Below are 24,905 nucleotides of genomic sequence, written 5' to 3'. Positions count from 1 at the left end.
CGGTGGCGACCGAAGACCTGCCGCCGCGAACCCGGTTCGACAAACGCACGATGGGCCCCGACCGCCGCACTGGCGCAGTCGGGGCCTTTTGTTTTAGACAATCGTCGATGGCCAGTATCTGCACGAACTCCAAAATTGTCCCCGCACCCGGGAAATTCCGTTGAGCGACATCGCTCACGTTCCCGCGCGACAGGTGCTGTGGTCGGCGGTGGCGCTGTGGCTGTGCTATTTCGTGCTGATCACGATGCGCGCGCTGGTGGTGGAATTGGGCGAATTCGGCGATCTGCTGTGGCGCCGTGCGCTCGTCACATTGGCCGGAATTGTGGTGACGATGCTGGCCTGGCCGCTGCTGCGCCGGTTTGATGGCCGGCCGACTTCGGTGCGGCTGGCTGCGGCGCTGGTGATCATGCTGCCCGCAGCGCTGGCTCTGGCCGTGGTCAACCAGCAGGCGTTCGAGCCGGTCGAGGCGCAAATGATCGCGCGGCTGACCGACCAGCCTGCCACACCCAGGCAGCCGGCCCCGCCGCACGCCCCGGTGCGCGTGCGCCACGATCTGTCGGGCAACCTGCTGATCGATATCGACGACGGCGCGGCTGCGCCAACGCCTGCGCCAGCACCCGTGCCCGCAATCACGCTGATCCAGAACCCGGTCGAACACGAAGGGCTGTGGCGGCAACTGACCGATGTGGCGCTTGGCCGTTATTTCCTGCTGATCGCCTGGGCCGCGCTGTACCTGGCGTTGGGCAATGCCGAAATGGTGCGCGCCGCGACGGTGCGCGAAGGCGAATACCGCCGCGCGGCCAAGGCCGCCGAACTGCGGTCCTTGCGCTATCAGGTCAATCCGCATTTCCTGTTCAACACGCTGAATTCGCTGTCGGCGCTGGTGATGACCGGGCGCGAGGCCGCGGCCGAGCGGATGATCCAGACAATGTCGAGCTTTTACCGGCACTCGCTGGCCGCCGATCCCACCGCCGAAGTGCCGCTGGCCGACGAAATTGCCTTGCAGCGCCATTATCTCGATATCGAGGCGGTGCGCTTTCCCGACCGGCTGAAGACGGTGTTCGATGTGCCCGCCGAACTCGCCCATGCCCCTGTGCCGGGCATGATCCTGCAGCCGCTGGTGGAAAATTCGATCAAATACGCCGTGGCGGCGACCACCCGCGCGGTCACCATCACCCTGACCGCACGCGCGCAGGACGGCCTGTTGGTGCTGACTGTGGCCGATGATGGCCCGGGCAAGACCGGCCACGAGGCGGGCAACGGCATCGGGTTGGCCAATGTGCGCAGCAGGCTGGCCGCGCGTTACGGCAGCGAAGCCGGCCTGACCTGCGGGCCGCGCCCCGGCGGCGGCCATGCCACCACGCTTGCCCTGCCGCTCAGTCCGTCCGACCAACCCGAACACGGTGCCCCATGACCGAAGACCAACGCCCGTTGCGCACATTGATCGTCGATGACGAACCGCTGGCGATCGAACGCCTGCAGATCCTGGTGGGCCGGATCCCCGCGATCCAGGTGGTGGGTACCGCCAGCGACGGCGCACAGGCGCTGCGGCTGGCCGAGGCGCTGTCGCCCGATCTGCTGCTGCTCGACATGACCATGCCCGAAGCCGACGGCCTGGTTGTGGCGCGCCAACTGGTGACCCGCAGCAATCGGCCGGCGGTGATCTTTGTCACCGCGCACGACCAGTTCGCGGTCGAGGCGTTTGACTGCGACGCGGTCGATTATGTGCTGAAACCCGTCGCCGAAGATCGCCTGACCCGCGCGGTGGAACGCGCGCTGGCCCGGCGCAGCGCTGCGGCAGAGCCTGTCGAGGATCGCCCCGCCAGCACCTGGCTGGAAGAATTCTGGGTGCCGCATCGCAGCGAACTGATCCGGCTGGCGGCAAGCGATATCGAACGGATCGACGCCGAACGCGACTATGTGCGCCTGCATGTCGGGCCGCGATCCTACCTGATGTTGCACACCATCCAGGGGCTGGAAGACCGGCTCGATCCCGAACGATTTATCCGCCTGCACCGATCCACGATCGTGCGCCGCGATCGCATCGCCGGGCTGCGCCACGACGGGCTGGGGGTATGGTCGGCCGAACTGGCCGACGGCACCGCCTTGCGCATCGGGCGAACCTACCTGCCCGGCGCCAAGGCGATGGCAGGGCGTTAGGGCGTTAGGGCGTAAACCCGCAAAAGCATCGTGCAAATAAGCGCGCACCGGTTTTGTGCATCAAACGCATCATGCTTTAGCGCGGGCGCAGATTGAACCGCGCCAGCAGGCCGAACGCCACCAGCGATCCGCATGCCATGACCATGGCCACCCCTTGCAGTCCCAGTTGCGCCTTGAACAGATATCCGGCCAGGATCGGCGAAAGCGCGCCGCCAAGCCGGCCGATCCCCAGCGCAAACCCGGTGCCCGTCCCGCGCACATGGGTCGGAAAACCGGCCGCAAAGCTGGCATAGAACCCGACGATCGCGGCATTGGCAAAGACCATCCCGAGCGAGGCGGCGATCGACCATATCAGCAGGGTTGATCCCTTGTCGTGGCTGCCGAACAGCGTGATGCCGATGACCGATCCCAGCAGCACCACCAGCGTCGGGCGCTTGATCCCGAAGCGTTGCATGAACACGCCGAACACCGCGCCGCCGATCGCGCCGCCGATGTTGGCCGAGGTCAGCACGCCTGCCGCCTCGCTTGGCGAATGGCCGAAATCGGCGATGATCTTGGGCGCCCATTTCAGGATGAAATAGAAACTGATCGCGTGGAAGAAATAGCCCAGCGTCAGCACCGTGGTCGTGCCGATCAGGCCGGGTTTGACAATGTCGAGCAGGCCGGGCCGGACGGTCTCGGGCCCGCGCGGCGCCAGCGCGGCAAGCGCGGGCAGGCGAAAACGTGCAAACGTGCGGTTGATCGCGGCCAAAGCACCCGCCGGGCGTTTCTGTTCAAGGAATGCCGGCGTTTCGGGCACGAACAGCACGACCAGCGGAATGAATACGGCCGAGGCGATCGCGCCCAGCATGAACACCGCGCGCCAGCTTTCGCCTTTCAGCAATTGCTGCACCACCAGCCCGCCGATCACACCGCCCAGCGGATAACCGATTACCATGATTGCCATGGCCAGGCTGCGGTGCTTCAGACTGGACAGCTCGGCGGCGACCGCGTTGATCGATGTCAGCATGCCGCCGATGCCGAACCCGGTGACCAGCCGCCAGACCGACAGGCTTTCGGGCCCGGTGGCGGTCGTCGCCATGGCCATGCCGAGTGCCATGACGGTGATGCACAGCAGGATCGTGCGCCGTCGCCCGGCAAGATCGGTCAATCCGCCCAGCACGATCGACCCGGCGACCATGCCCCACAATTCCATCGACAGCACCAGCCCCAGCGCCTCGCGCGAGATGTGCCATTCGCCCGCGATACCGGGCGCGGCAAAGGCGCTGGCCAGAATGTCGAACCCGTCGAGCGCGTTGAGGCCAATCGTGATGATCACTGCCACCCATTGCAGCGGATGCATCCGGCCCTGTTCGATAATGCTGCGCGCCGTCGTCAAAGGATCGTCCCCCGGTTGGTTTTCAAAACTGTATAAATCGGTGAAATCAGGGTGCAATCAGCACCTTGCAGTCGTGGCCGCGCGTGCGCAACGCCTCGAACCGCACCGGGGTCTGGTCCAGTGCTATGGTATCTGTGATCAGCAGGCGGGGCTGGGCAGCCCCTGCGTCAAGCGCGTCGAGCGCGGCTTCGTATTCGCTGCGGGTAAAGAACGCCGATGTGATCAGCCGCACTTCCTTCGACAACATGGCAAAGCTGTTGAACGTGTCGGGCCGGGTGCACAGCCCCAGCAGCACAATGGTGCCGCGATTGCGCACCTGGTCGACGGCTTGGGCAATCAGGCCGGGCCTGCCGACACATTCGAACACCACATCGGCCTTGCCCCCCAGCGCGCGTGCGGCGGCACCGACCGGGTCGGACGGATCGATCGCTAAGCCGGTGGCCCCCATGCCCAGCGCGCGCGCCTGCTGGTGCGGCGCGATATCCTGCACCACCACTTTGGCTGCACCCCGGCGCCGCGCCCAGAATGCCACGGCCAGCCCGATCGGCCCTGCCCCCAGCACCAGCACGGCGTCGCCGGTGTTGAGCCCGGCCATGTTGACCCCGTGCAGCGCCACCGCCAGCGGTTCGATGATCGCGCCGTCGGCAAGGCTGGCCGAACGCGGCAGTCGGATGCACTGGTTGGCCCGCGTCACCGCATATTCGGCAAAGCCGCCGCCCTGCAGCCCGAATTGATCGCACCAGGCCACTTCGCCCGCCAGACAGGTTTGGCACGTGCCGCACGATTGCAGCGGCATCACCGCAACCAGGTCGCCCAGCGCCAGCCCCGTGGTGTCACGGCCCAGCGCGACCACTTCGCCCGCAAATTCGTGCCCCAGCACATCGCCGGCAGCTTTGCCGTAGGCGGGGTCTTCGGTCATGTGCAGGTCCGATCCGCAGATCCCGCAACGGCCGACCCGGACAACCAGTTCCCCGGCGCCAGGCGTCGGATCGGGCACCGTCTCGATCGCCAGGGGCCGATGCAGCCCCTGCATGACCGCGGCTTTCACCGCAACTGGCCCAGTTGCACGCCGCCGTCGATCACCACGTGCGCGCCGGTCATGAAACTGGATGCATCCGATGCCAGGAGCAGCGCCAGGGGCTTGATCTGCCTGGTCTGCGCCATCGCGCCCAGCGGGATCGTCTTGTCGAACGCAGCCTTGGCCACGGGGTCTTTCTTGACCCAGCCGCCGCCGATATTGGTGATGAACGGACCCGGCGCGATCGCGTTGACGCGGATGCGGTATTCGGCAAGTTCAAGCGCGGCGTGGGGCACCATGTGCAGCACGCCGGCCTTGGCAGGCATATAGGCCAGCCCGATCCCCGAGGCGGCACCGGTGACAAGTGCCGGCCGCCCGGCAATGGCAAACTGACCCAGCGTGGTCATGCGCGCTGCGACTGTTCGGCGGCGATCATCTTGCGCAACTGGCGCCGCGCGCGGATCCCGCCGCCATCACCTTCGAGCACCAGCGGTTGCAGATCCCAGAAATCACGCCCCGCCATCAGGCGATGCGCGTCGCGGATCAACGGCATATCCTCGTGTTCAAAGGCATATTCCAGCGCACCGCGCATCGCGCCCGAAAATTCGGCATCGCCCACGGCAAAGTCGCGGCCCGTCGCCCACAGGTAATGCGTGGTGTCGGCGGTTTCGGGGGTGAAGGCGTGGAGCGAGGGCATATTGCCCATTTGCTCGAACGGCGTGCCCGGCTCTCCGGTGCGGAAATCGAATGACAGCGTGGCCGGCGCCTGCCACACGACATGGCCGTCAAACGCCTGTTTGCGCCCGGCGGTGCCCAGGATCGCCGAAATCCCTTCGGACAGGTAATCGTCGGGCTGGGCATAGTGGGCATGCACGGTTTCGCCATCCTGCCAGAACCGCCGCGCGCCCTCGGTAAAGGCGCTGGCGACCAGCGCGGGGTGGACGAAATTGGCGTGGCTGAGGTCAAGGATATTGTCCGAATAAAGCTCGTAATGCCCCTCTGCACAGGTTTGGCCGCGCACCACATCCCAGCGCGGGTCGGACAGCCAGGCAAAATCGGGAATTGCCGCGGCATCGGCGCGCGCCGGATCTCCCATCCAGATCCACAGCAACGCATGGCGTTCGACCAGCGGATAGACCGGCACCGAGACCTTGGGCACAGCGCCGCCCGGATGCGGATTGAACACGCAGGCGCCGTCGGTGCCGAACCGCAAACCGTGATAGGGGCATTGCAAGGCGCCGTCGATCACCGTGCCGTTGCCCAGCGGCGCAAACCGGTGCGGACAGCGCCCGCCGATCGCCTGGGCGATGCCATCGGCGTCGCGAAACAGCGCCACGGGTTCTTCCAGAAAAACCTTGGCCTGCGGGGTTGCGCCCAGGCCATCGGCCCAGGCCGCGACATACCAGGCATTGCGCAGATAGACGCCACGCGGGCCATCCAGCCGTGGTGTCGCAGGGCGGGTACCGGTCATCGCCGCAATCCCTTACAGATAGAGTGCCGGGTTGATCGGCAGATCGTGTTCGCGGCAATAGGTCTCGTAGTGGTTGATGAACCACCACACATCGAGCGTTTCGACATGGTTGCCGTTTTCGTCGAAGAACTCGTTGGCGCCCTGCATGTGGAACAGCGCCTTCATGCCGTTGGGGTCATCGGTCACCAGCGTGTGCGCGGTGCCCGGGGTCTCGGTGATGAATTCGCCCGGTTTGCACACCCAGTCGTATTCCAGATAGCGAAAGCTGCCTTCAAGCCCGATCGCCCAGACTTTGCCGCGATGCTTGTGCGTGCCGATCACGCCCGGGCCCTTGATCCACAGGATGTTGACGTAGATGTTTTCGCGCACGTCAAACGCCAGATGGCGGATCGCGGCGTTGTCGCCAAATGGCACCCACGGGCTGTCGGCTTCGCCGGCACCAACATACGTGCCCTCGACGCCCAGCCGTTTGATCGTTTCGCCATAAAGTTCGGGAACCGCGACGATCTTGTAGGCGCCCGAAGGTGGTGCAGTCATGGACATGGGGTCGCGGCCTTCAAATATACAATTTGGGGTTGAGCGGAATGCCGTGCGCCTTGCAGTGCGTTTCATAGTGGTTGATGAACCACCATACGTCGGTCGTTTCGACGAAATTGGCATTCTCGTCGTAGAATTCGATCGGACCCTGCATCCACCCGAACAGCTTCACGCCCTCGGGGTGATCGGTGACCAGCGTGTGGCTTTCCCCGGGCACTTCAAGGATCAGCCCGCCGGGCGAGGCGACCCAGTCGTATTCAAGGTATTTCACGCTGCCCTCAAGGCAGACCATCATGATCGTGCCGCGATGCAGATGCGTGCCGATAACGCCGGGTTCCTTGATCCACAGGATGTTGGAAAAGATCCCCTGGCGCACATCGAACGCCAGATGCTTGATTGCGGCCTTGTCGCCAAACGGCACCCACGGACTGTCCACGTCGGACTGCGCATCGATATAGCGGCCACCGGGGCTGAGCCGGGCGACGATTTCGCGATGGGCAAAGGGCACATCGACGATCGCGGCCTTGCTTGACGGCGGGGCGGTCATGGTGGTCATGGCTAATGTCCTAACGGATCAGAGTGGCGACATAGTCCGCACCGATGCGCAGATTCGGGCAAGATCATGGTCCTCAAGGAAAACGGGCGGGACCTTGCGGCCCCGCCCGTTGTGTCTGCGCGTGCTTAGAACCGCACCCCCACCCGCGCGTACCATTCGGCCGGACGGTTGTAGGTTCCGGTGATCGCGCCTGCTGCCAGGTTTGAATCGCCGGTGATCAGGTACCGGTTGTTGGTCAGGTTGGTCCCGCCTACGGTCAGATCCCAGTTGCCTTCGGGCGCCTTGTAGGTGACGCCGGCATTGAGCATGTCGGTGCCCTTGCGCATGATCAGATATGTGCCGAGCGAATCGTTCCACATGCTGGTGGTGTGGGTCCAATCGGCCAGCAGGATCACCTTGCCGTGCGGCAGGCTGATTTCGTAACGCGGCGATACGTTGATCTTCCAGTGCGGCGCCTTGGGCAGCGGCGCACCGGCATAGACGCCCGCTTCATAAGGGTTTGAGCCTGGCGCAATATAGGCGGAATTGCCGTTGCAGAAGCCCTGGTACACACCGCCTTCACCGCAGACATAGGTGTAATGCGCATCGAGGTAGGACAGCGACGATTGCACGGTGAACCCGCCCCCCGGCGCGATCGTGGCTTCGAGTTCGGCGCCCCGGTTGATCGCCTTGCCCAGGTTGAACACCGTCGGCGATGCGCCGATCTGTTCGTTCAGCTGGATGCCGTTGTACTGGGTATCGAACACCGCGGCGTTGATCTGCAGCTTGCGGTCGAGCAGCGTGGACTTGATCCCCAGTTCATAGGTGGTGGCGTGTTCCGGGCCGAATTCCGGCGCAGCCTGCAACGGCGCCGACAGACGCGTGGTCCAGCCGCCCGACTTGTACCCCTTTGACCAGCTGAAATAGGCCATCAGGTCGCGCGAAGGATGCAGCTGGATGCCGATCTTGGGGCTGAAGTTGTTGAACACCTGCGTGTTGGGCGTGGCCGGGAAATAATCGAGATACTGCGCCAGCGCGCCCAGATTGGCCCCATACTGAAAGCCTGCGCTCCAGTTGTTGGTATAGGGGAAACCCAGCGCGGCAGCGCCGGCGGCATTGGGCGACAGACCGGCCAGCTTGTAGCTCAACCCGTTGTCGTCGGCCTGGCCGCCATAATAGTTCTTGTGTTCGTGGGTATAGCGCGCACCGGCGGTAACGCTGATCAGATCGCTGAACTTGTAATCAAGCTGTGAATACGTGGCCAGCGCCACGGTGTTGATCCTGCCCGGACCGTCAACCTGCAGGATGCCGTCATCAAAGTTGACATAGTCGTGCAGATTGCCGGTTTCGTTGAAGAAATACCCGCCGAACACATAGTTCACCTTGTCATCCATCGCCTTGCCGGTCAGCTGCAGTTCCTGGCTCCACTGGTGCTGGAACACGGTGAAGTCGACCATCAGGATGTTCAGCGGCGAACCATCCTGGTTTGTCCCGGCATTCAGATCGACCTTGCGGAACGACGAGATCGATTTGAGCAATGCCGATCCGACCGGCTGTTCCAGCGTCAGGCCGACACCCAGCTGGCTGACCTTGGAATAGTTCTGACCGGTGGCATACGTCGTGTCGATATTGCCGGTGATGAACTGGTTGCCATATGTCAGATACCCGTTGGCACCCTGCCCGCCAAGACCCGGCAGCGTGTTGTAACCGTTGACCCCGCCGCGCGGGCCGCAGATGCCTGCAAGCGGCGTGGTATCAAGCACCACCACCGGCAGGCTGACGCAGGCGTTGTAGATCGACGACAGGCTGGCCGACGACGTGTCGGTACCCAGCAGTGTGCTGGCGGTCGATTCCTGGTTCACATGGGTATAATCGAATTCCAGCACGGCCTTGAAACCGTTGACCCCGGTGTACTTCAGCTTGACCCGCGTGTTCCAGCTGTTGTCGCCGCCATAGCGGTTGTCGCCGCTGATATGCGACGCGCCGGCAAAGCTGGTAAAGCTGTCGGCAACATACTGACCGGGATAGGGGATCTGGTACTGATAGCCTTCGCGATTCATGATCCCGAACGAGATCGATGACGACAGGTTGTCTGCCAGCGGCAGATCCATCGTCGCGCGCCCCTGGATGCGATTGTAGCTGCCGGTGGTGAAATCGCCGATGAAGCGGAACTTGTCGCCCGGATCATGCGTGACGATCGAGATTGCGCCGCCGATGGTGTTGCGGCCGAACAGCGTTCCTTGCGGACCCTTGAGCACTTCGATCCGGTCCACGTCGAGCAGATCCTGGTTCGCCCCGACCGAACGGCCAAGATAGACGCCGTCGACATAGACCCCGACCGCAGAATCGATGTTGAACGCAAAGTCGGCCGCGCCGACACCACGGATCGACGCACCAAGCACCGCCGACGAGCCCGAGAACGGGGTCGAGGCATCCAGCGTGACGTTGGGTGACAGGCCCGACAGCTGCGACACGTCGCCGACCGCGCGTTCCTTGAGTGCATTGGCAGTGAACGCGCTGATCGCAATCGGCACATTCTGCACGTTTTCCGACCGCTTTTGCGCGGTCACCACGATTTCCTGAATGCCGCCTTCGGCAGGCGCAGCCGCTGCGGGGGCCGCCGGGGTCGATTGTGCCTGGGCAGTGCCGGCGATCAGAACGCTGAGGGCAACGCCCGCAAGGATGCCTGTCGGTCGCTTCATATCCATCATCTCCCTTTGTGCCGGCGCAGATGGTGTCCCTGCTACCGAAATTTTTTCACGACATTTTGTATGTGTCACTCACATATTTGTATGTACAACAAACGAAGTCAATCGCGAATTTTAAACCCATGCGGTTACCGGGGCGATCCGCCGCGCCAACACGCGCGGTGCCGTCTCGCGCAGGCCACAGCCAACCATGGCTGCCGCAAGGCACAGACCGAGCATCAGCCACATCACTGCTGCGCGACCAAAATGATCGGACAGGCCACCCGCCAGCGATGGGCTGAGCACGCCGCCGATGACTTCGCCGATCCCCATCACCAGGCCTGTCAACGACGCGGTCAACCGCGGATCGACCGATTCCGAAGGGATCGTCGCCATGAACAGCGGAAACAGGCCATTGAGCCCCCAGCCGATGAAGAACACCCCCGACAGCAGCCAGGCGTTGTCTGTCAGATACAGCGCGCCAAGCGGCAGGATCGCGCCCAGCAGCGAAAATCCGACAATTGCGGGCCGCCGCCCGATCCGGTCCGACAGTGCCGCAACCGCAAAGCTGCCGATGCCCGCCGAAACACCCAGCGTGGCCATCAGCCATTTGGCGGTATCGGCAGGCCAGTGGCGCGTTTCGGTCAGAAACAGCGGCATGAACGCCCAGCAGCAGACGAGGTAGGACACCAGCAGGATCGCAATCAGCGCGCACAGTTGCACATTGCGGTCGGCAAAGGCCTGGCCCAGAGACATCCGCGGCAGATCGTCGGCATGGCGCACTTCGCGTGCCGGTTCCTGCAGGAAAAACCACAGGATTGCGGCGCTCAACAGGCCCGGCGCCGCCGCGATGAAGAACGCGTGGCGCCATCCGAACGCGATCGCCACCGGCACCAGCACCAGCGGCGCAACCGATGATCCCAGCACATTGGACCCCAGGTTCTGCGCCACCCCCATTGCCAGCCCGCGTTCGCTTTCGGAAACTTGCGCCGCGATCAGCGAATGGCTGACAGGCATCACCCCGCCTTCGGCCGCGCCCATCAGGATGCGCGCGCCCAGCAGCATCAGGAACGATTGCGCCAGACCCGACACCACCGAACAGACGCAAAAGGCCAGCGTGGCGGCAATGATGATCGGCTTGCGCGATCCCATGCGATCGGAAATCCGTCCGACCGAAAACCCGGCGATGGCCCAGGTCAGCGACAGGCCCGATGACAGCATGCCGACCTGCATGTCGTTCAGCCCCAGATCGGGGCGGACGTAGGGCATCAGAAAATTGAGCGCGTTTCGGTCGAAAAACAGGATGCCGAAATTCAGGCTGAGCAGAAGCACCAGCGCAATACGGTATCCGCTCGACCTGCCGGTCGGCGCCATAGCCCCCTCTCCCACTGTGTTGTTCTTTGTAAGTAAAACAAACAGATTTTTGGGCGGTCCGCAAGCGCAATCGGCACGGCCCCGACGCGGCGCGGATTGCCCTAAAGGGAAGGCGGGGTCAGGTGAAGGGTCGGACCGGATCCTTGCCTTGCGAAACGCGCCAGAACCGCGCGAAGGTTGCGACCATGCCCGGTGTCACCGGGATCGGTTCGATCTGCATGTGCCCGGCAAACCCGATCGCGATTGCCACATCGGCCATCTGCGTGATCTGGCCGGTCTGCTGGCCAAAGCACAGCGTTGCTGCAGCAGCGGGGTGGTTCAGCAGGCTTACCCCGGTTGTATTTTCGCTTGCGCTATCGGGCGATGGCCTGCATTTTGTATGCAACAAATACAATCAAGAAAAATTCCGGAGAGCGAGCCATGGCCGAAAAGCCCAGCGTCCTGCTGGTCATCACCCAGGACACCAAAGAGGAAGAGGCGCGCTTTGTGCGCCACGCACTCGAATCGGCGGGTGTGACCGTGGTGCATCTGGACCCCAGCGTACGCCGCACCGTGGGTGGCGCGGAAATTTCGCCCGAAGCCGTGGCCGGTGCTGCCGGGCAGACGATCGAAGCGGTGCGCGCGCTGGGGCATGAAGGCAAATGCCAGGCGGTGATGATCGAAGGATCGATCAAGGCCGCGCATGCCTGGCACGCGGCGCATCCGTTGTCGGGCATTCTGGCGGTGGGCGGATCGATGGGGTCGGCGCTGGCCGGCGCACTGATGCAATCGATGCCGTACGGCATGCCAAAGCTGATTGTTTCGACGATGGCCTCGGGCTTTACTGCGCCGTACATGGGGGTGAAGGACATCGCGATGCTGAACGCGGTGACCGATATCGCCGGGATCAATTCGATCAGCCGCGACGTGTTCCGCAACGGCGCGCTGGCGGTGGCGGGCATGGCGCACGGCTATGACCCGGCCCGCACGCAGGACAAGCCGCTGGTGCTGATGACCACGCTTGGCACCACCGAAAAGGGCACGCGCCGCATCCGCGAGGCGCTTGAGGCCGATGGCGCGGAAGTCATGGTGTTCCATTCGTCGGGATCGGGGGGCCCGACGCTCGACAGCATTGCCGCCGACCGCGACGTGGCACTCGTGCTCGACCTGTCAGTGACCGAGATCATCGATCACCTGAACCATGGCCTGGCCGATGCCGGGCCGAACCGGGGCAAGGCGGGCATGGCCAAAGGCGTGCCGACGATCTGGGCCCCGGGCAATGCCGATTTCATCATCGCCGGGCCGATCGATGCCGCGCGCCTGCAATACCCCGACACGCGGTATCACGAACACAACCCGCAACTGACCGCGGTGCGCACGCGTCTGCCCGAATTGCAGGGTCTGGCCGATCATCTGGCGGCGATCGTGGCCGAGGCCACAGGGCCGGTGCGCGTGTTCACCCCGCTGCACGGCTTTTCCAACCACGACAGCCCCGATGGCCATATCCAGGACACCAGCCTGCCCGGCCCGTTTGCCGATTATCTCAAACGGGTGATGCCCGCGCACATTCCGGTGACCGCGATCGACGCGCATTTCAACGATGTCGCGTTTTCCGATGCGATTATCGCCGCCGCCCGCGAAATGATCGCCCGATGAGCATGCCCGACCTGCCGCTGACCCCCGACGATGTCGCCGAAATCGCCGCGATCCTGGATGGCACCGCCTATGACCGCATCGACATCACCACCGCGCGGTTCCGCCTGCGCGTGGCGCGCGATGGCCAGGGCATGACCCAGGACTGGTCGCTGGCCGATGACACGCTGCCCGGCACAGCGGCCGTCGCAACCCAGGCCCCCGCAGCCGAGACGGGCCTGTGCGTGCACGCGCCGCTGCCCGGCACATTCTATCGTGCGCCAGCCCCCGGGGCACCGCCATTTGTCGAACCGGGTGCCACGGTCAGCCCCGACACGGTGGTCGGGATCATCGAAACGATGAAGCTGATGAACCCGGTCCATGCCGGGGTTCACGGCGTGATCGACGCGATCCTGGTCGACAACGCGACGATGATCGCCAAAGGCGAGGCGCTGATGCGGCTGACCGAGCCGCAGGCATGATCCGCCGCCTGTTCATCGCCAATCGCGGCGAAATCGCGCTGCGGATCATCCGCACCGCGCGCCGCATGGGCATCGTCACGATCCTGGGCGCATCGGCGGCCGATGCGCGCAGCCTGCCGGCGCGCAGCGCGGATGACGTCGCCGTGATCGGCCCTGCCCCGTCCGCGCAATCCTACCTCGATAGCGATGCGGTGGTTGCGGCCGCGGTGGCTGCGGGCGCCGATGCGATCCATCCGGGATACGGGTTCCTGTCGGAAAACGCTGCCTTTGCCCGCGCCGTGGCGGCCGCCGGCATCCGCTTTGTCGGGCCGGACCTGTCCAGCCTGACCGCGATGGGCGACAAGCTGATGGCGCGCACCGTCGGCATCGAAGCCGGCCTGCCGGTGGTGCCGGGCGGCGAAGCCGGCGACAAGGCGGCGGCGCGCGCGCAGGCCGAACGCACCGGATATCCGCTGTTGCTCAAGGCGGTGTCGGGCGGCGGCGGACGCGGGATGAAGCGCGTCGACGCGCCCGACCAGCTTGATGCGCAGATCGACATGGCCATGGCCGAGGCGCAGGCCGCCTTTGGCGACCCGCGCGTCTATGTCGAACGCTTCATCGCGCGCGGCCGCCATGTCGAAGTGCAAGTGCTGGGCGACGGAAACACCGCGATCCACCTGGGCACGCGCGACTGTTCGATCCAGCGCCGGTTCCAGAAACTGGTCGAGGAAGCCCCTGCGCCGGCGATGCCCGATGACAGGCGCGCCGCGATCGAATCCGCAGCGGTCAACCTGGCGCGCCATCTTGGCTACAAGGGCGCAGGAACGGTCGAATTTCTGGTCGATGCCGAAACCTTCGAATTCTATTTCCTGGAAATGAACGCGCGCATCCAGGTTGAACACCCGGTGACCGAGGCGATCACCGGGATCGACCTGATCGAACAGCAATTGCTGATCGCCGGCGGCGCCCGGCTCGCACTGCGGCAAAGCGATGTGCAACTGCTGGGCCACGCGATCGAAGTGCGCATCAATGCCGAAGACTGGCGCGCGGATTTCCGCCCATCGCCGGGCACGGTAACGCGCGCGGCCTGGCCTGCCGGGCCTGGCATCCGCATCGACACGCATATCGCCAGCGGCGGCGAAGTGCCGCCGTATTACGATTCGCTGTTGGGCAAGCTGATCGTATCGGCCCCCACCCGGGCCGAGGCGGTGGCCTTGCTCGGCCGCGCGCTCGATCGCCTGTGCATCGAAGGCGTCGACACCACGCGCGATCTGCACCGCGCGATTGTGCAAGACGCCCGGTTTATCGCAGGCGGGGTCGACACGCGCTTTTTCGAAGGGCTGACCGCATGACGATCCAGCTGGTCGATGTTACAATGCGCGACGGCAACCAGTCGCTGTGGGGGGCCACCGGGCTGAACACCGCGCACATGTTGCAGGCCGCCGCACTGACCGAACGCGCCGGGTTTCGCGCGGTCGATTTCACCTCGTCAAGCCATATGGCCGTCGCGGTCCGCTATTTCCGCAACAACCCGTGGGAACGCATCCGGCGGATGCGCGCCGCGATGCCCACCACGCCGCTGCAACTGATCACCACGGGTTTGCGCTTTATCGCGTGGCAGCAGGCCGATCCCGAATTCATGCGCCTGGTCTATCGTGCGTTGCAGGATTGCGGCATCCGGCGGTTTGTCGTGCTCGATCCGATGCACGAAGTCCCCGCGGTGATCGAGGCGGCGCGGATCATCAAGCACGAGGGCGAGGCCGAAGTGATGGCCGCGCTGACGTTCACGCTGTCCGACGTGCACGACGACGCCTTTTATGCAGGCTTTGCCAAAGCGCTGATGGCCAGCCCGCATATCGACCTGTTTTATATCAAGGACCCCAGCGGATTGCTGTCGGTCGATCGGGTGCGCACGCTGGCGCCGGCGGTCAAGGCGGTGATCGGCAATCGCCCGCTGGAAATCCACGCGCACAACACGCTGGGCCTGGGCGAATTGTCCTCGCTCGAGGCGGCGCAACTGGGCATTTCGGCCATCCATGTCGGCATCGGCCCGGGCGGCGACGGATCGTCGCTGCCCGAAGCGGAACGCATGGTCGCCAATCTGATCGAGGCGGGGCACGATGTCGCGATCGACCGCGCCACCTTGCGCCAGTTGTCCGACTACTGGACGCGCCTGGCCTTTGCCGAAGGACTGCCACCGGGCCGCCCCCAGGCCTTCGATGCCAGTTTCCTGCGCCACCAGATCGCCGGGGGGGTGATGACGACGACCAAGCGCCAGCTGGAAGAGCTTGGCATGGGCGACCGGCTGCCCGCGGTCATCGCCGAAACCGAACAGGTCCGCGCCGAGCTTGGCTATCCGATCATGGTCACCCCGTTTCCGCAAATGGTGATGAGCCAGGCGCTGTTCAACGTGATCGGCGATCGCCGCTACGCCCAAGTCAGCGATCAGGTGATCCGCTATGTCATGGGCAAATTCGGCAAGCCGACGCGGCCGGTCGATCCGGCGGTCGAGGCAGCGATCCTTGACCGTCCGCGCGCGCGCGAACTGGCGCAAGAAGGCGATTTTCCCGCGCTGGGCGATCTGCGCAAGACGTTCGGCCGGCACATGCCCGACGAAGAATTCCTGCTGCGCGCGGTGATGCCTGCCGACCAGGTCGATGCCATGCTGGCCGCCGGACGCAGCCGCGCGACCTATACCCCCGAAGCCGCACCCTTGTTCAAACTGCTGCGCGAATTGGCCGCGCGTCCGGCGGCGAAAGACATCGTCATCGAACGCCCCGGCCTGCGCATCGCCCTTCATGCCGGAGCCGCGCTGTGACACCCGATATCGCCGAACGCGTGCGTCATGCCAGCGCCTTCATTTTCGACATGGACGGCACGATCGCGCTGGGCGATGCAGCCAGCGGCGGGCACCAGGCGCTGCCGGGTGCGATCGATCTGCTGGCCGCGATTGCCGCCAAAGGTGTGCCGTTGACCGTGTTCACCAACGGCACGGCAAAGCCACCCGCCGCCTATGCCGCATCGTTGCGCCAGGCCGGGTTCGCTCTGGCCGATGCGCAAATGATGACGCCATCGTCATCGGCCGCGGCCTGGTTTGTCAGACGGGGCATCACGCGCGTGCGCGTGCTGGGCAATGCCGGGGTGGCTGCGCCGTTGCGCGATCTGGGCATCACCTGCATCGGCGCAGCCGAACCCGCCAACGATGTACAGGCCGTCTATACCGGGTGGCACCGCGACTTCACGTTTCCCGATCTTGAAGCCGCGTGCCATTCGGTCTGGGCGGGCGCGGTGCTGACCACTGCCAGCCATGTGCCGTTTTTCGCCACCGCAAACGGGCGGGGCATCGGCGCCAGTTTTGCCATCAACACGATGATCACCGCGATGACCGGCAAAAAGGCCAAAGTGCTGGGCAAACCGTCGCGCATCGCGTTCGAAGCCGCCGCCGATGCGATGGGCATTGCGCGCCGCGACCGCAGCCGCATCGTGATCGTGGGCGATGATCCGGCGCTGGAAATGCGCATGGCGCACAACACCGGTGCCACCGGCATCGGCATGACCACCGGCATCATGAAACCCGAAACACTTGCGATGCTGAAGCCCAATCAACAGCCCCACGCGGTGATCGACCGCCTGAGACTGCTGCACGACGCGCTTTAGCGTATAACGCACGTCAGCGTTCGCCCTTCGCGAACGCGCCGCGATCGGTCAGGCCCTGGCTTCCTGCACGCCCGCGCTGTTGTGACGCAAAGCTTTCAGCACGGTTTCGACGATATGCGGCGCGGTCAGCCCGGCGGTATCATACTGCTTGTCGGGTGCCTCGTGGTCCTGGAACGCATCGGGCAGGCGCATCGTGCGGATTTTCAGCCCGTTGTCGGTCAGGCCTTCGTCGCTGGCCATCGTCAGCACATGCGCGCCAAGCCCGCCGATCGATCCTTCCTCGATCGTGATCACGACATCGTGGCTGAGGATCAGGCGACGGATCAGCGCTTCGTCCAACGGCTTGGCAAAGCGCATGTCGGCAACCGTGGTCGGCAAACCGCGCGCATCAAGCTGATCGGCCGCCAGCAGCGCCTCGGCCAGACGCGTGCCCAGCGACAGGATGGCGACTTTGCTGCCTTCGCGCACCAGCCGCCCCTTGCCGATTTCCAGCCGTTCGGGAACCTTGGGCATCGCCGCGCCGGTGCCATTGCCGCGCGGATAACGAAACGCAATCGGCCCGGTATCGTGCATGGCGGCGGTGTGGGTCATGTGCACCAGTTCCGCCTCGTCGGCGGCGGCCATCACCACCATGTTGGGCAGGCTGGCAAGATAGGTTACGTCGAACGAACCGGCATGGGTGGCGCCGTCGGCCCCGACCAGCCCGGCGCGATCGATCGCAAAGCGCACCGGCAGGTTCTGGATCGCCACGTCGTGCACCACCTGGTCATAGGCGCGTTGCAGGAAAGTCGAATAGATTGCGCAGAACGGGCGCATGCCTTGCGCGGCAAGACCCGCGGCAAAGGTCACCGCGTGCTGTTCGGCAATGCCGACATCGAACATGCGGTCGGGATGCGCCTTGACAAAGCGATCGAGCCCGGTGCCCGACGGCATCGCCGCGGTGATCGCGCAGATCGTCGGATCGCGATCGGCCTCGGCCACCAGCGCGTCGGCAAACACCGTGGTATAGCTCGGCGCGCCGGGTGCGCTCTTGACCTGTTCGCCGGTCACCACGTTGAATTTCTGCACGCCGTGGTACTTGTCGGCGGCGGCTTCGGCGGGGGCATAGCCTTTGCCCTTTTGCGTGACCACATGGATCAGGCACGGGCCTTCGGCGGCGTCGCGGACGTTTTCCAGCACCGGGATCAGCTGATCCAGATTGTGTCCGTCGATCGGGCCGACGTAATAGAAACCCAGTTCTTCAAACAGCGTGCCGCCCATCGCCAGGCCACGGGCGAATTCATCGGTCTTGCGCGCGGCGGTGGCCAGCGGCCGCGGCAGGCGCCGCGTCAGCCGCCGGGCCAGATCGCGCAGTTCGAGGAACGGGCGCGACGACACCAGCTGCGCCAGATAGGCCGACAGCCCGCCCACCGGCGGCGCGATCGACATGTCGTTGTCATTCAGGATGACGATCAGCCGGTTGCCCGCGGCCTCGGCATTGTTCATCGCCTCGTAGGCCATGCCCGCGCTCATCGCGCCGTCGCCGATCACCGCAATTCCCTTGCCAGGCCTGCCCGACATCTTGTTGGCAATCGCAAAACCCAGCGCTGCCGAGATCGAGGTCGACGAATGCGCCGCACCGAACGGATCGTATTCGCTTTCGCTGCGGCGGGTAAAACCCGACAGCCCGCCGCCCTGGCGCAAAGTGCGGATACGATCGCGCCGCCCGGTCAGGATCTTGTGCGGATAGGCCTGGTGGCCGACATCCCACACCAGTTTGTCATCGGGCGTGTTGAACACGTAGTGCACGGCGACGGTCAGTTCGACCACGCCCAGCCCCGACCCCAGATGCCCGCCGGTCTGGCCGACCGCGGCGATCATTTCGGCGCGCAGTTCATCGGCGAGCTGTCGCAGCTGCGACGGTGGGAGCTTGCGCAGGTCGGCCGGGATATCGACCGTATCGAGAAGCGGTGTTGCCGGTTTTTCGGTCATCGGGCGACCTTACACTCTGATTCAGGACATGTCGAACGTCACGTTGTGCGCAAAAAGGGATTGCCGCAATCGTCTTCCCGGCCCAGGAAGGCCCGGCATGACAACACTTTCGTTCCGCGTCGCGGCCACCGCCGATCTCGATGCCCTGCGTGCGATCATGGATGCCGCGATCGGCCAGTTGCAACTGGGATTTCTGTCGGCAGACCAGATCGAATCAAGCCGTGCGGTCATGGGGCTGGATCAGCAGCTGGTGACCGATGGCACCTATTTCATCGCCGAGATGGACCAGGCCATCGCCGGATGCGGCGGCTGGAGCCGCCGTGCCACGCTGTATGGCGGCGATCACAGCGCAGGCCTGCGCGAACCGCGCCTGCTCGATCCCGCCACCGAACCTGCACGCATCCGCGCGATGTATACCCACCCCGCCTTTGCCCGGCGCGGGGTCGGCCGCGCGCTGCTGGCCCATTGCGAAGCGGCCGCGCGCGCCGAAGGCTTTGCGTCTTGCGAACTGATGGGCACGATGGCCGGGGTCCCGCTGTACCTGTCGGCCGGGTATCGCGTGCTTGAAGACATCACGGACGATCGCGGCGGTGCGCCCGTGCCGTTGAAGCGGATGCGCAAGGAATTCTGAAACGTCAGGCCGCGACGCAGCGGCTGCACGTCCCGCGGATTTCCACCACCGGGCGTACATCGGCAAAACCGGCGTGGTTGGCCGCATCGCGCAAGGCGCCGGTCAGCCGGTCATCATCGATATGCGTGGCGTTGCCGCACACGTCGCAGATCAAAAAGATGCAGTCGTGGCGGCAACCGGGGTGCGGGTTGGCCACATAGGCATTCGCGCTTTCCACCCGGCGGGCCAGATTGGCGCGCACGAACAGGTCGAGAATGCGATAGACGGTGTTGGCCGCCACCCGGCGCGCGCGTGCCGTGCCGACGCTTTCGGCGATGTCGTAGGCCGATGCCGGGGTGGCGCGCGCAGCCAGCGCCTCGAACACGTCGCCGCGCATTTCGGTCCACTGTTCGCCCGCCGCAACCAGACAGTCGCGTGCCGCGTCGATCAGGCGTTCGCCCGCAAGGTCATGATGAAGGTGCCCGGTCATCGCACCACGATAGGCCAGCCAGCCCGCCTGTGAAAGGGTGCAATCAGCGGTGGACGCCCGCAATCGGGCCCGCCGGCGCGGCATTGGCGTGGACCGCCAGTCCATTGGCGCTTAGCGCCATGCCCGCACACCCGATCAGGAATCCGATCACCAGCGCGCGGTAGAAATCCTTGCCGAATGGCGACATTGCGAACAGCTTTCCATTCTTGTTGCCGGCCGTTCGGGGGAAAGGCCGGGTTCGGGCCGGTGCGCGGGTGCGCCGGCCGATTGCCGCACAAGGCGGGGGTGGCCCCGCTTCGCACTTGCGTCATGCCCGACACGCGAACCATGACCGTCCCCGCCAGATGGATTTGTCGCGGCAGTTTTACAAGCGGTTATTAAGGGAAATCAGCGCAACCTGTCGATCACCAGGCACGGCAACCGGTCGTGCATGGCGCGCGGATCAGCGCGATACACGCACCCACACGGGGGCGTGATCGCTCGCCCTTTCGCGACCGCGAAACACCTTGTCGACGCCCGTGGCGATCAGACGGTCGGCCAGTTCGGGCGACAGCAACGCATGATCGATGCGAAATCCGTGATCGCGCTGCCAGGCCCCGGCCTGGTAATCCCAATATGTCCACACCCCGCCACGCGGGTTGTGCGTGGCCAGCGCGTCGGTCCAGCCCGCTGCCATCAACCGGCGATAGGCGGCGCGCGACGCGGGCTGCATCAGCGCGTCTTCGGCCATGGCGCGCGGGTCCCAGATATCGGCATCATTGGGGATCACGTTGTAATCGCCGATCACCACCGCGGGCACTTCTTGGGCATAGATCGCCGTCATCCGCGTGGCGAGGCGATCCATCCAGCGCAGCTTGTAATCGAATTTCGGCCCCGGCTGCGGATTGCCGTTGGGCAGGTAGATGCCGGCCACGCGAATGCCGAACACTTCGGCTTCAAGGTAACGCGACTGTTCGTCCTCGGGATCGCCAGGCAATCCGCGCTGCACCTCGACCGGTTGTTCGCCGCGCGCCAGGATCGCCACCCCGTTGAAGCCTTTTTGCCCCTGCCAGATCGCCTGATACCCGATGGCGGCCAGATCGGCCGCGGGAAAGCCTTCGTCCTGCGTCTTGATTTCCTGCAGACACGCGACATCGGGCCGGGTTTCTTCCAGCCATTCGATCAGGCGGGGCAGCCGCGCCTTGATACCGTTGACATTGAACGAGGCGATGGTGACCGCACCCGTGGACCTTGCGTTCATACGCTGAAGCTGGCCCCGCAGCCGCAGCCCGATGCGGCCTGCGGATTTTCCACCTTGAAGGCTGCACCGCCCAGCGATTCGACATAATCGACCGTGGCGCCGGCCACCAGGTCGAGGCTGACCGGATCGACCACCAGCCGTACGCCATCGACCTCGGCAATCACGTCATCGCCCTCGGGCGCATCGGCCAGGCCGAACTTGTACTGGAAACCCGAACACCCGCCGCCCTCGACCGACAGACGCAGGATCGCAGGCTTTGCCTGGCGCGCGGCAATCGCCGCGACGCGCGCGGCTGCGCTGGGGGACAAGATGATGGTGGGGGCGTTCATCTGCCCAAGATAGGGTGGCGCGGCGCGATGCTCAAGCGGATTGAATATATTCGCGCATGGCGTCGGCTTCGGCCTCGATTCGTTCAATGCGATATTTGACCAGATCGCCGATCGAAATGAACGCGACCATCCTGCCCCCGTCCATGACCGGCAGGTGACGGAACCGCCGCCGGGTCATCAGTGCCAGGGCCTCGAGCGCGGATTGTTCGGGGCTGACCGAAATCACCGGCGTGGTCATCACTTCGCGCACTTTGCGCGTCAGCACGACCGAGCCGTGGCGGCGCAGCGAATAGAGCACGTCGCGTTCGGAAAAGATGCCGGCCACTTCGACCCCGGCGTCCTGGACCGGAACCGCACCGATCCGCCGTTCGGCCAAAAGCCCGATCGCGCTGTCCACGGTGTCATCGGCATGAACGGTCCAGACCGGGCCCGACCGTCCGGCAATCAGCCTTGCAATCGTCATGGCATCATCCCCTTTACGCGCTTCCCAAAAGAACGGCTGTCGTTTGCGACGCGATCATGAGCATGACACAACTGCGATCGGGTGCAAGGCGATTGCCGCGCCTGCGGTATGGGCGCATGGAGTTTTCCCATGGCAGATCCCCGCTGGTCCCCGCTTGACGATCCCGCCACGGCGAAACGCGCCTGGGCGCATTATCGCCGCATGCTGCGATGGAGCGCGGAACTGTCGCTGGGCGTGATTGGCGTGGTGTGGGTCCTGCTGTATCACGAATTCGGCCTGGTCTCGATCCACCTCTATATCGCCACCGCGCTGGGATTTGGGCTGATGATCATGACGATCGGCGCGCTGATGGGGCTGGTGTTCGTATCGCACCGCAGCGGGCATGACGATGCGATCGACGACCCGCTCGACGACGAGACCTGGCGTTAACGCAGCGGTACAAAGCGGGCGATATCAGCGGTGTGCAACCAGCGCACGCCCGTATTGGGCGCCGAATTGGTCAAAGCATAGAACGCGGCGGCGGTGCGCAGGTCCATGCCCATGGCATGGTAATAGGCCAGATAGGCGCGGTTGACGGGGGCGTCGGCGGCAAAATCGCCGGGGCCGCGCCCGATATCGTCCTGCCAGGCATGCACGCCGAAATCGGCATCGGGCGCGGCATGGCGGATGATCCCTGCCACAAACAGATCGACCGCGCCCGACCGCACCGACCCGCCGCGCGGCACATCGGTTGTCAGCGCATGCGCGCGGATCATCCGGCCCAGGCGCAGATTGGCGGCATCATCATATGTGCCGGGGCAATCGACCAGTTCCAGCACACGGATCGCAGGAAACGCGCGCAGCATCGCGGCAAACCGCGCCGGGCTATGCGCGTCGGTCGCATCGACCAGCGCGGCATGCGCAGCGTCGATCACGACAAAGGGGCCGAACCGGGCGATCCCGGCATCCGCGGTTTGCGCGGCCACCCCGACCAGGCGGTTGGCGCCCTCGCCAGTTTCGGGGCCGGTTTCGACGGTGGTGGTCTCGGTCCATTGCACGCCCGCCGCATCGGTCCAGCTGCGCACCGACACCGTGGGCGCCGGCGCATCGGCAAAGGCCGGGGGGCCCATGGCACCCAGGGCCAGCACACACAGGGCGATCGCACGCATCCACATGCGCACCACGGTGACGGCAAGGTCTTGCCGGGCCGGAAAAGCTTGCAGTGAATTGCGGGTTTACCCTGTTTGGCAAGAAATTGCGCCAAATCGGCTGAGATCGGCCCCTTGGCCGCAAGGGCCTGTGCGGTCTAGGCAGGAGCTCGGGCACGAACGGGGGGCACATCGAAATCCATGGTCGCAGTCGTGGCGACAGTCGCCTATCTCGGGCTCGAGGCGCGCAGCGTCGAGGTGCAGTGCCAGCTGTCGTCGGGCCTGCCCAGCTTTCGCGTGGTCGGCCTGCCCGACAAGGCTGTGGGCGAAAGCCGCGAACGCGTGCATTCGGCGCTGGCCGCAATGGGCCTGTCGCTGCCGCCCAAGCGCATCACGGTCAATCTGTCGCCCGCCGATCTGCCCAAAGAGGGATCGCATTACGACCTGCCGATCGCGCTTGCACTTTTGAGCGCGATGGGGGTGATCGATCGCGAGGCGCTGGCCGAGCAGGTGGCGGTGGGCGAACTGGCGCTTGACGGGCGGATCATCCCCAGCCCCGGCGTGCTGCTGGCCGCGCTGCACGCAGGCGCCAGCGACCGCGGCCTGATCTGCCCCGCAGGCCAAGGCACCGAGGCAAGCTGGGCCGGGACGGCAGTGCTGGCCGCACCCGACCTGATCGGCCTGCTGAACCATTTCAAGGGGACGCAGACCCTGCCCCCGCCGCCGCCGGGCGAACCTGATCCGCCGGCGCGCGGCCCCGATCTGAAACAGGTCAAAGGGCAGGAAGTCGCGCGTCGCGCGCTCGAAATCGCCGCGGCCGGCGGGCACAACCTGTTGATGGTGGGGCCACCCGGTGCGGGCAAATCGTTGATGGCGGCGTGCCTGCCGGGCATTCTGCCGCCGCTGACCCCGGGTGAAGCGCTCGAGGTGTCGATGGTCGCCTCGGTCGCGGGCACGCTGGAAGACGGGCGGATCAGCCGCGCCCGCCCGTTCCGCAGTCCGCACCATTCGGCATCGATCGCCGCACTGACCGGCGGCGGGGCCAGGGCGCGTCCGGGCGAAGTCAGCCTGGCGCATCTGGGCGTGCTGTTCCTCGATGAATTGCCCGAATTTCAGCGCGCTGCGCTCGATTCGCTGCGCCAGCCGCTGGAAACCGGCGAAGTCACCGTGGCGCGCGCCAACGCGCATGTAACATTTCCGGCGCGGGTGCAGCTGATCGCGGCGATGAACCCGTGCCGCTGCGGGCATCTGGCCGACCCTGCGCTGGCGTGCAGCCGCGCGCCGCGCTGCGCTGCGGATTACCAGGGCCGGATCTCGGGCCCCTTGCTCGACCGTATCGACCTGCACGTCGAAGTCGACCCGGTGGCCGCCAGCGACATGGCGCTGCCTCCGCCTGTCGAGGGATCGGCCGATGTGGCAGCCCGCGTGGCCGTGGCCCGCGCGCGCCAGACGGCGCGCCTGGCGGGTACCGGACGGCGCAGCAATGCCGAACTCGATGGCGACATGCTGGAAACCCATGCCCGGCCCGATGTGGCCGGCCAGGATCTGTTGACCCGCGCGGCCACCGCGATGAAGCTGTCGGCGCGCGGCTATACCCGCATTCTGCGCGTCGCGCGGACCATCGCCGACCTGGCCGGGGCCGACCAGGTGACCCGGGTGCATGTGGCCGAGGCGCTGAGTTATCGGCGGATGGCGCCGCGCGCGTAACGCTATGCGGCGTGTGCCCGACATGGCATGATGCGCACGTCAGGTGCCGTGGGTATGATCCCTGTCAGCGCCATCAGAC

The 24,905-nt window shown here is 65.3% G+C and carries 26 protein-coding genes; 10 read left to right on the top strand and 16 right to left on the bottom strand.

From position 1 onward, the window contains the following. Positions 1-160 precede the first annotated feature (160 nt). Positions 161-1,414: a sensor histidine kinase gene (locus G404_RS0113645; RefSeq protein ID WP_245584531.1), complete on the top strand. Its 1,254-nt coding sequence runs from the start codon at positions 161-163 to the stop codon at positions 1,412-1,414. After that, positions 1,411-2,160: a LytR/AlgR family response regulator transcription factor gene (locus G404_RS0113640; protein ID WP_028641584.1), complete on the top strand. Its 750-nt coding sequence runs from the start codon at positions 1,411-1,413 to the stop codon at positions 2,158-2,160. Before G404_RS0113645 ends, G404_RS0113640 begins: the two co-directional genes overlap by 4 nt. A gap of 76 nt (positions 2,161-2,236) precedes the next feature. Here G404_RS0113640 and G404_RS0113635 read toward each other — a convergent pair whose 3' ends face one another. The 9 genes from G404_RS0113635 to G404_RS20400 form a co-directional block, all read right to left on the bottom strand. Next, on the bottom strand, positions 2,237-3,538 hold the full coding sequence (locus G404_RS0113635) for an MFS transporter (RefSeq protein ID WP_036521477.1): 1,302 nt from the start codon (positions 3,536-3,538) through the stop codon (positions 2,237-2,239). Positions 3,539-3,584: 46 nt separating this feature from the next. Beyond that, positions 3,585-4,571, bottom strand: a complete 987-nt coding sequence (locus G404_RS0113630) for an alcohol dehydrogenase catalytic domain-containing protein (protein WP_245584530.1) — start codon at positions 4,569-4,571, stop codon at positions 3,585-3,587. Between the two features lie 11 nt (positions 4,572-4,582). Beyond that, positions 4,583-4,963, bottom strand: coding sequence for an SDR family oxidoreductase (locus tag G404_RS19095; protein ID WP_084601334.1), 381 nt, complete (start codon positions 4,961-4,963; stop codon positions 4,583-4,585). After that, a complete protein-coding gene (locus G404_RS0113620) occupies positions 4,960-6,027 on the bottom strand; it encodes an aromatic ring-hydroxylating oxygenase subunit alpha (RefSeq protein WP_051280687.1) in 1,068 nt (355 codons plus the stop codon). Before G404_RS0113620 ends, G404_RS19095 begins: the two co-directional genes overlap by 4 nt. Before the next feature lie 12 nt (positions 6,028-6,039). Then, positions 6,040-6,564: a 2,4'-dihydroxyacetophenone dioxygenase family protein gene (locus G404_RS0113615; protein ID WP_245584529.1), complete on the bottom strand. Its 525-nt coding sequence runs from the start codon at positions 6,562-6,564 to the stop codon at positions 6,040-6,042. Between the two features lie 19 nt (positions 6,565-6,583). Continuing rightward, complete coding sequence (locus G404_RS0113610; RefSeq protein ID WP_028641579.1) at positions 6,584-7,120, bottom strand: 2,4'-dihydroxyacetophenone dioxygenase family protein; 537 nt, start codon at positions 7,118-7,120, stop codon at positions 6,584-6,586. A gap of 125 nt (positions 7,121-7,245) precedes the next feature. Beyond that, positions 7,246-9,801: a TonB-dependent receptor gene (locus G404_RS0113605; protein WP_245584528.1), complete on the bottom strand. Its 2,556-nt coding sequence runs from the start codon at positions 9,799-9,801 to the stop codon at positions 7,246-7,248. Positions 9,802-9,921: 120 nt separating this feature from the next. Beyond that, positions 9,922-11,160 (bottom strand): MFS transporter, encoded by a 1,239-nt coding sequence (locus tag G404_RS0113600; protein WP_028641577.1) that lies wholly within the window; start codon positions 11,158-11,160, stop codon positions 9,922-9,924. Between the two features lie 118 nt (positions 11,161-11,278). Continuing rightward, the gene (locus tag G404_RS20400; RefSeq protein ID WP_156906303.1) at positions 11,279-11,419 is read right to left on the bottom strand and encodes a hypothetical protein; all 141 of its coding nucleotides are present in this window, start codon (positions 11,417-11,419) and stop codon (positions 11,279-11,281) included. A 161-nt stretch (positions 11,420-11,580) separates the two neighbouring features. Between G404_RS20400 and G404_RS0113590 the strand changes: the two genes are divergently transcribed. From G404_RS0113590 to G404_RS0113570, 5 genes are read left to right on the top strand one after another with little or no spacing between them, the layout of a single operon-like run. Beyond that, positions 11,581-12,795 (top strand): Tm-1-like ATP-binding domain-containing protein, encoded by a 1,215-nt coding sequence (locus tag G404_RS0113590; RefSeq protein WP_028641575.1) that lies wholly within the window; start codon positions 11,581-11,583, stop codon positions 12,793-12,795. Continuing rightward, entirely contained in the window at positions 12,792-13,253 is a 462-nt protein-coding gene (locus tag G404_RS0113585) for an acetyl-CoA carboxylase biotin carboxyl carrier protein (protein ID WP_084601332.1), read from the top strand. Before G404_RS0113590 ends, G404_RS0113585 begins: the two co-directional genes overlap by 4 nt. Next, positions 13,250-14,584 carry an acetyl-CoA carboxylase biotin carboxylase subunit gene (locus G404_RS0113580; RefSeq protein ID WP_028641573.1) on the top strand — a complete coding sequence of 445 codons (1,335 nt, stop codon included), beginning with the start codon at positions 13,250-13,252 and terminating at the stop codon, positions 14,582-14,584. The genes G404_RS0113585 and G404_RS0113580 overlap by 4 nt, the downstream gene beginning before the upstream one ends. After that, on the top strand, positions 14,581-16,050 hold the full coding sequence (locus G404_RS0113575; protein ID WP_028641572.1) for an acetyl-CoA carboxylase: 1,470 nt from the start codon (positions 14,581-14,583) through the stop codon (positions 16,048-16,050). The genes G404_RS0113580 and G404_RS0113575 overlap by 4 nt, the downstream gene beginning before the upstream one ends. Then, positions 16,047-16,889, top strand: coding sequence for an HAD-IIA family hydrolase (locus tag G404_RS0113570; RefSeq protein ID WP_028641571.1), 843 nt, complete (start codon positions 16,047-16,049; stop codon positions 16,887-16,889). The genes G404_RS0113575 and G404_RS0113570 overlap by 4 nt, the downstream gene beginning before the upstream one ends. Positions 16,890-16,937: 48 nt before the next feature. On the opposite strand, the gene dxs is transcribed toward G404_RS0113570, so the two are convergent. Then, on the bottom strand, positions 16,938-18,860 hold the full coding sequence (gene dxs / locus G404_RS0113565) for a 1-deoxy-D-xylulose-5-phosphate synthase (RefSeq protein WP_028641570.1): 1,923 nt from the start codon (positions 18,858-18,860) through the stop codon (positions 16,938-16,940). A gap of 97 nt (positions 18,861-18,957) precedes the next feature. Here dxs and G404_RS0113560 point away from each other — a divergent pair, with 97 nt between their 5' ends. Continuing rightward, positions 18,958-19,491, top strand: a complete 534-nt coding sequence (locus tag G404_RS0113560) for a GNAT family N-acetyltransferase (RefSeq protein ID WP_028641569.1) — start codon at positions 18,958-18,960, stop codon at positions 19,489-19,491. A 4-nt stretch (positions 19,492-19,495) separates the two neighbouring features. Here the strand turns inward: G404_RS0113560 and G404_RS0113555 are convergent, their stop codons facing one another. From G404_RS0113555 to G404_RS0113535, 5 genes are all read right to left on the bottom strand, one after another. Beyond that, complete coding sequence (locus tag G404_RS0113555) at positions 19,496-19,960, bottom strand: Fur family transcriptional regulator (RefSeq protein ID WP_028641568.1); 465 nt, start codon at positions 19,958-19,960, stop codon at positions 19,496-19,498. 43 nt (positions 19,961-20,003) lie between these two features. Then, on the bottom strand, positions 20,004-20,147 hold the full coding sequence (locus G404_RS20665) for a hypothetical protein (protein ID WP_169719710.1): 144 nt from the start codon (positions 20,145-20,147) through the stop codon (positions 20,004-20,006). 255 nt (positions 20,148-20,402) lie between these two features. Beyond that, positions 20,403-21,200 carry an exodeoxyribonuclease III gene (gene xth, locus G404_RS0113545; protein ID WP_028641567.1) on the bottom strand — a complete coding sequence of 266 codons (798 nt, stop codon included), beginning with the start codon at positions 21,198-21,200 and terminating at the stop codon, positions 20,403-20,405. After that, positions 21,197-21,529 carry a HesB/IscA family protein gene (locus G404_RS0113540; protein WP_028641566.1) on the bottom strand — a complete coding sequence of 111 codons (333 nt, stop codon included), beginning with the start codon at positions 21,527-21,529 and terminating at the stop codon, positions 21,197-21,199. The genes xth and G404_RS0113540 overlap by 4 nt, the downstream gene beginning before the upstream one ends. A 31-nt stretch (positions 21,530-21,560) precedes the next feature. Beyond that, complete coding sequence (locus tag G404_RS0113535; RefSeq protein ID WP_028641565.1) at positions 21,561-21,992, bottom strand: CBS domain-containing protein; 432 nt, start codon at positions 21,990-21,992, stop codon at positions 21,561-21,563. A gap of 129 nt (positions 21,993-22,121) precedes the next feature. Here G404_RS0113535 and G404_RS0113530 point away from each other — a divergent pair, with 129 nt between their 5' ends. Further along, complete coding sequence (locus G404_RS0113530) at positions 22,122-22,421, top strand: hypothetical protein (RefSeq protein WP_028641564.1); 300 nt, start codon at positions 22,122-22,124, stop codon at positions 22,419-22,421. On the opposite strand, the gene G404_RS0113525 is transcribed toward G404_RS0113530, so the two are convergent. Continuing rightward, on the bottom strand, positions 22,418-23,140 hold the full coding sequence (locus G404_RS0113525) for a hypothetical protein (protein ID WP_211230787.1): 723 nt from the start codon (positions 23,138-23,140) through the stop codon (positions 22,418-22,420). The genes G404_RS0113530 and G404_RS0113525 overlap by 4 nt on opposite strands. 180 nt (positions 23,141-23,320) lie before the next feature. Here G404_RS0113525 and G404_RS0113520 point away from each other — a divergent pair, with 180 nt between their 5' ends. Further along, the gene (locus G404_RS0113520; RefSeq protein ID WP_028641562.1) at positions 23,321-24,826 is read left to right on the top strand and encodes a YifB family Mg chelatase-like AAA ATPase; all 1,506 of its coding nucleotides are present in this window, start codon (positions 23,321-23,323) and stop codon (positions 24,824-24,826) included. Positions 24,827-24,905 lie beyond the last annotated feature (79 nt).

Origin of the sequence: Novosphingobium acidiphilum DSM 19966 (assembly GCF_000429005.1) — a bacterium.
GTDB lineage: Bacteria > Pseudomonadota > Alphaproteobacteria > Sphingomonadales > Sphingomonadaceae > Novosphingobium > Novosphingobium acidiphilum.
This window is presented reverse-complemented; position numbering and strand designations above follow the sequence as displayed.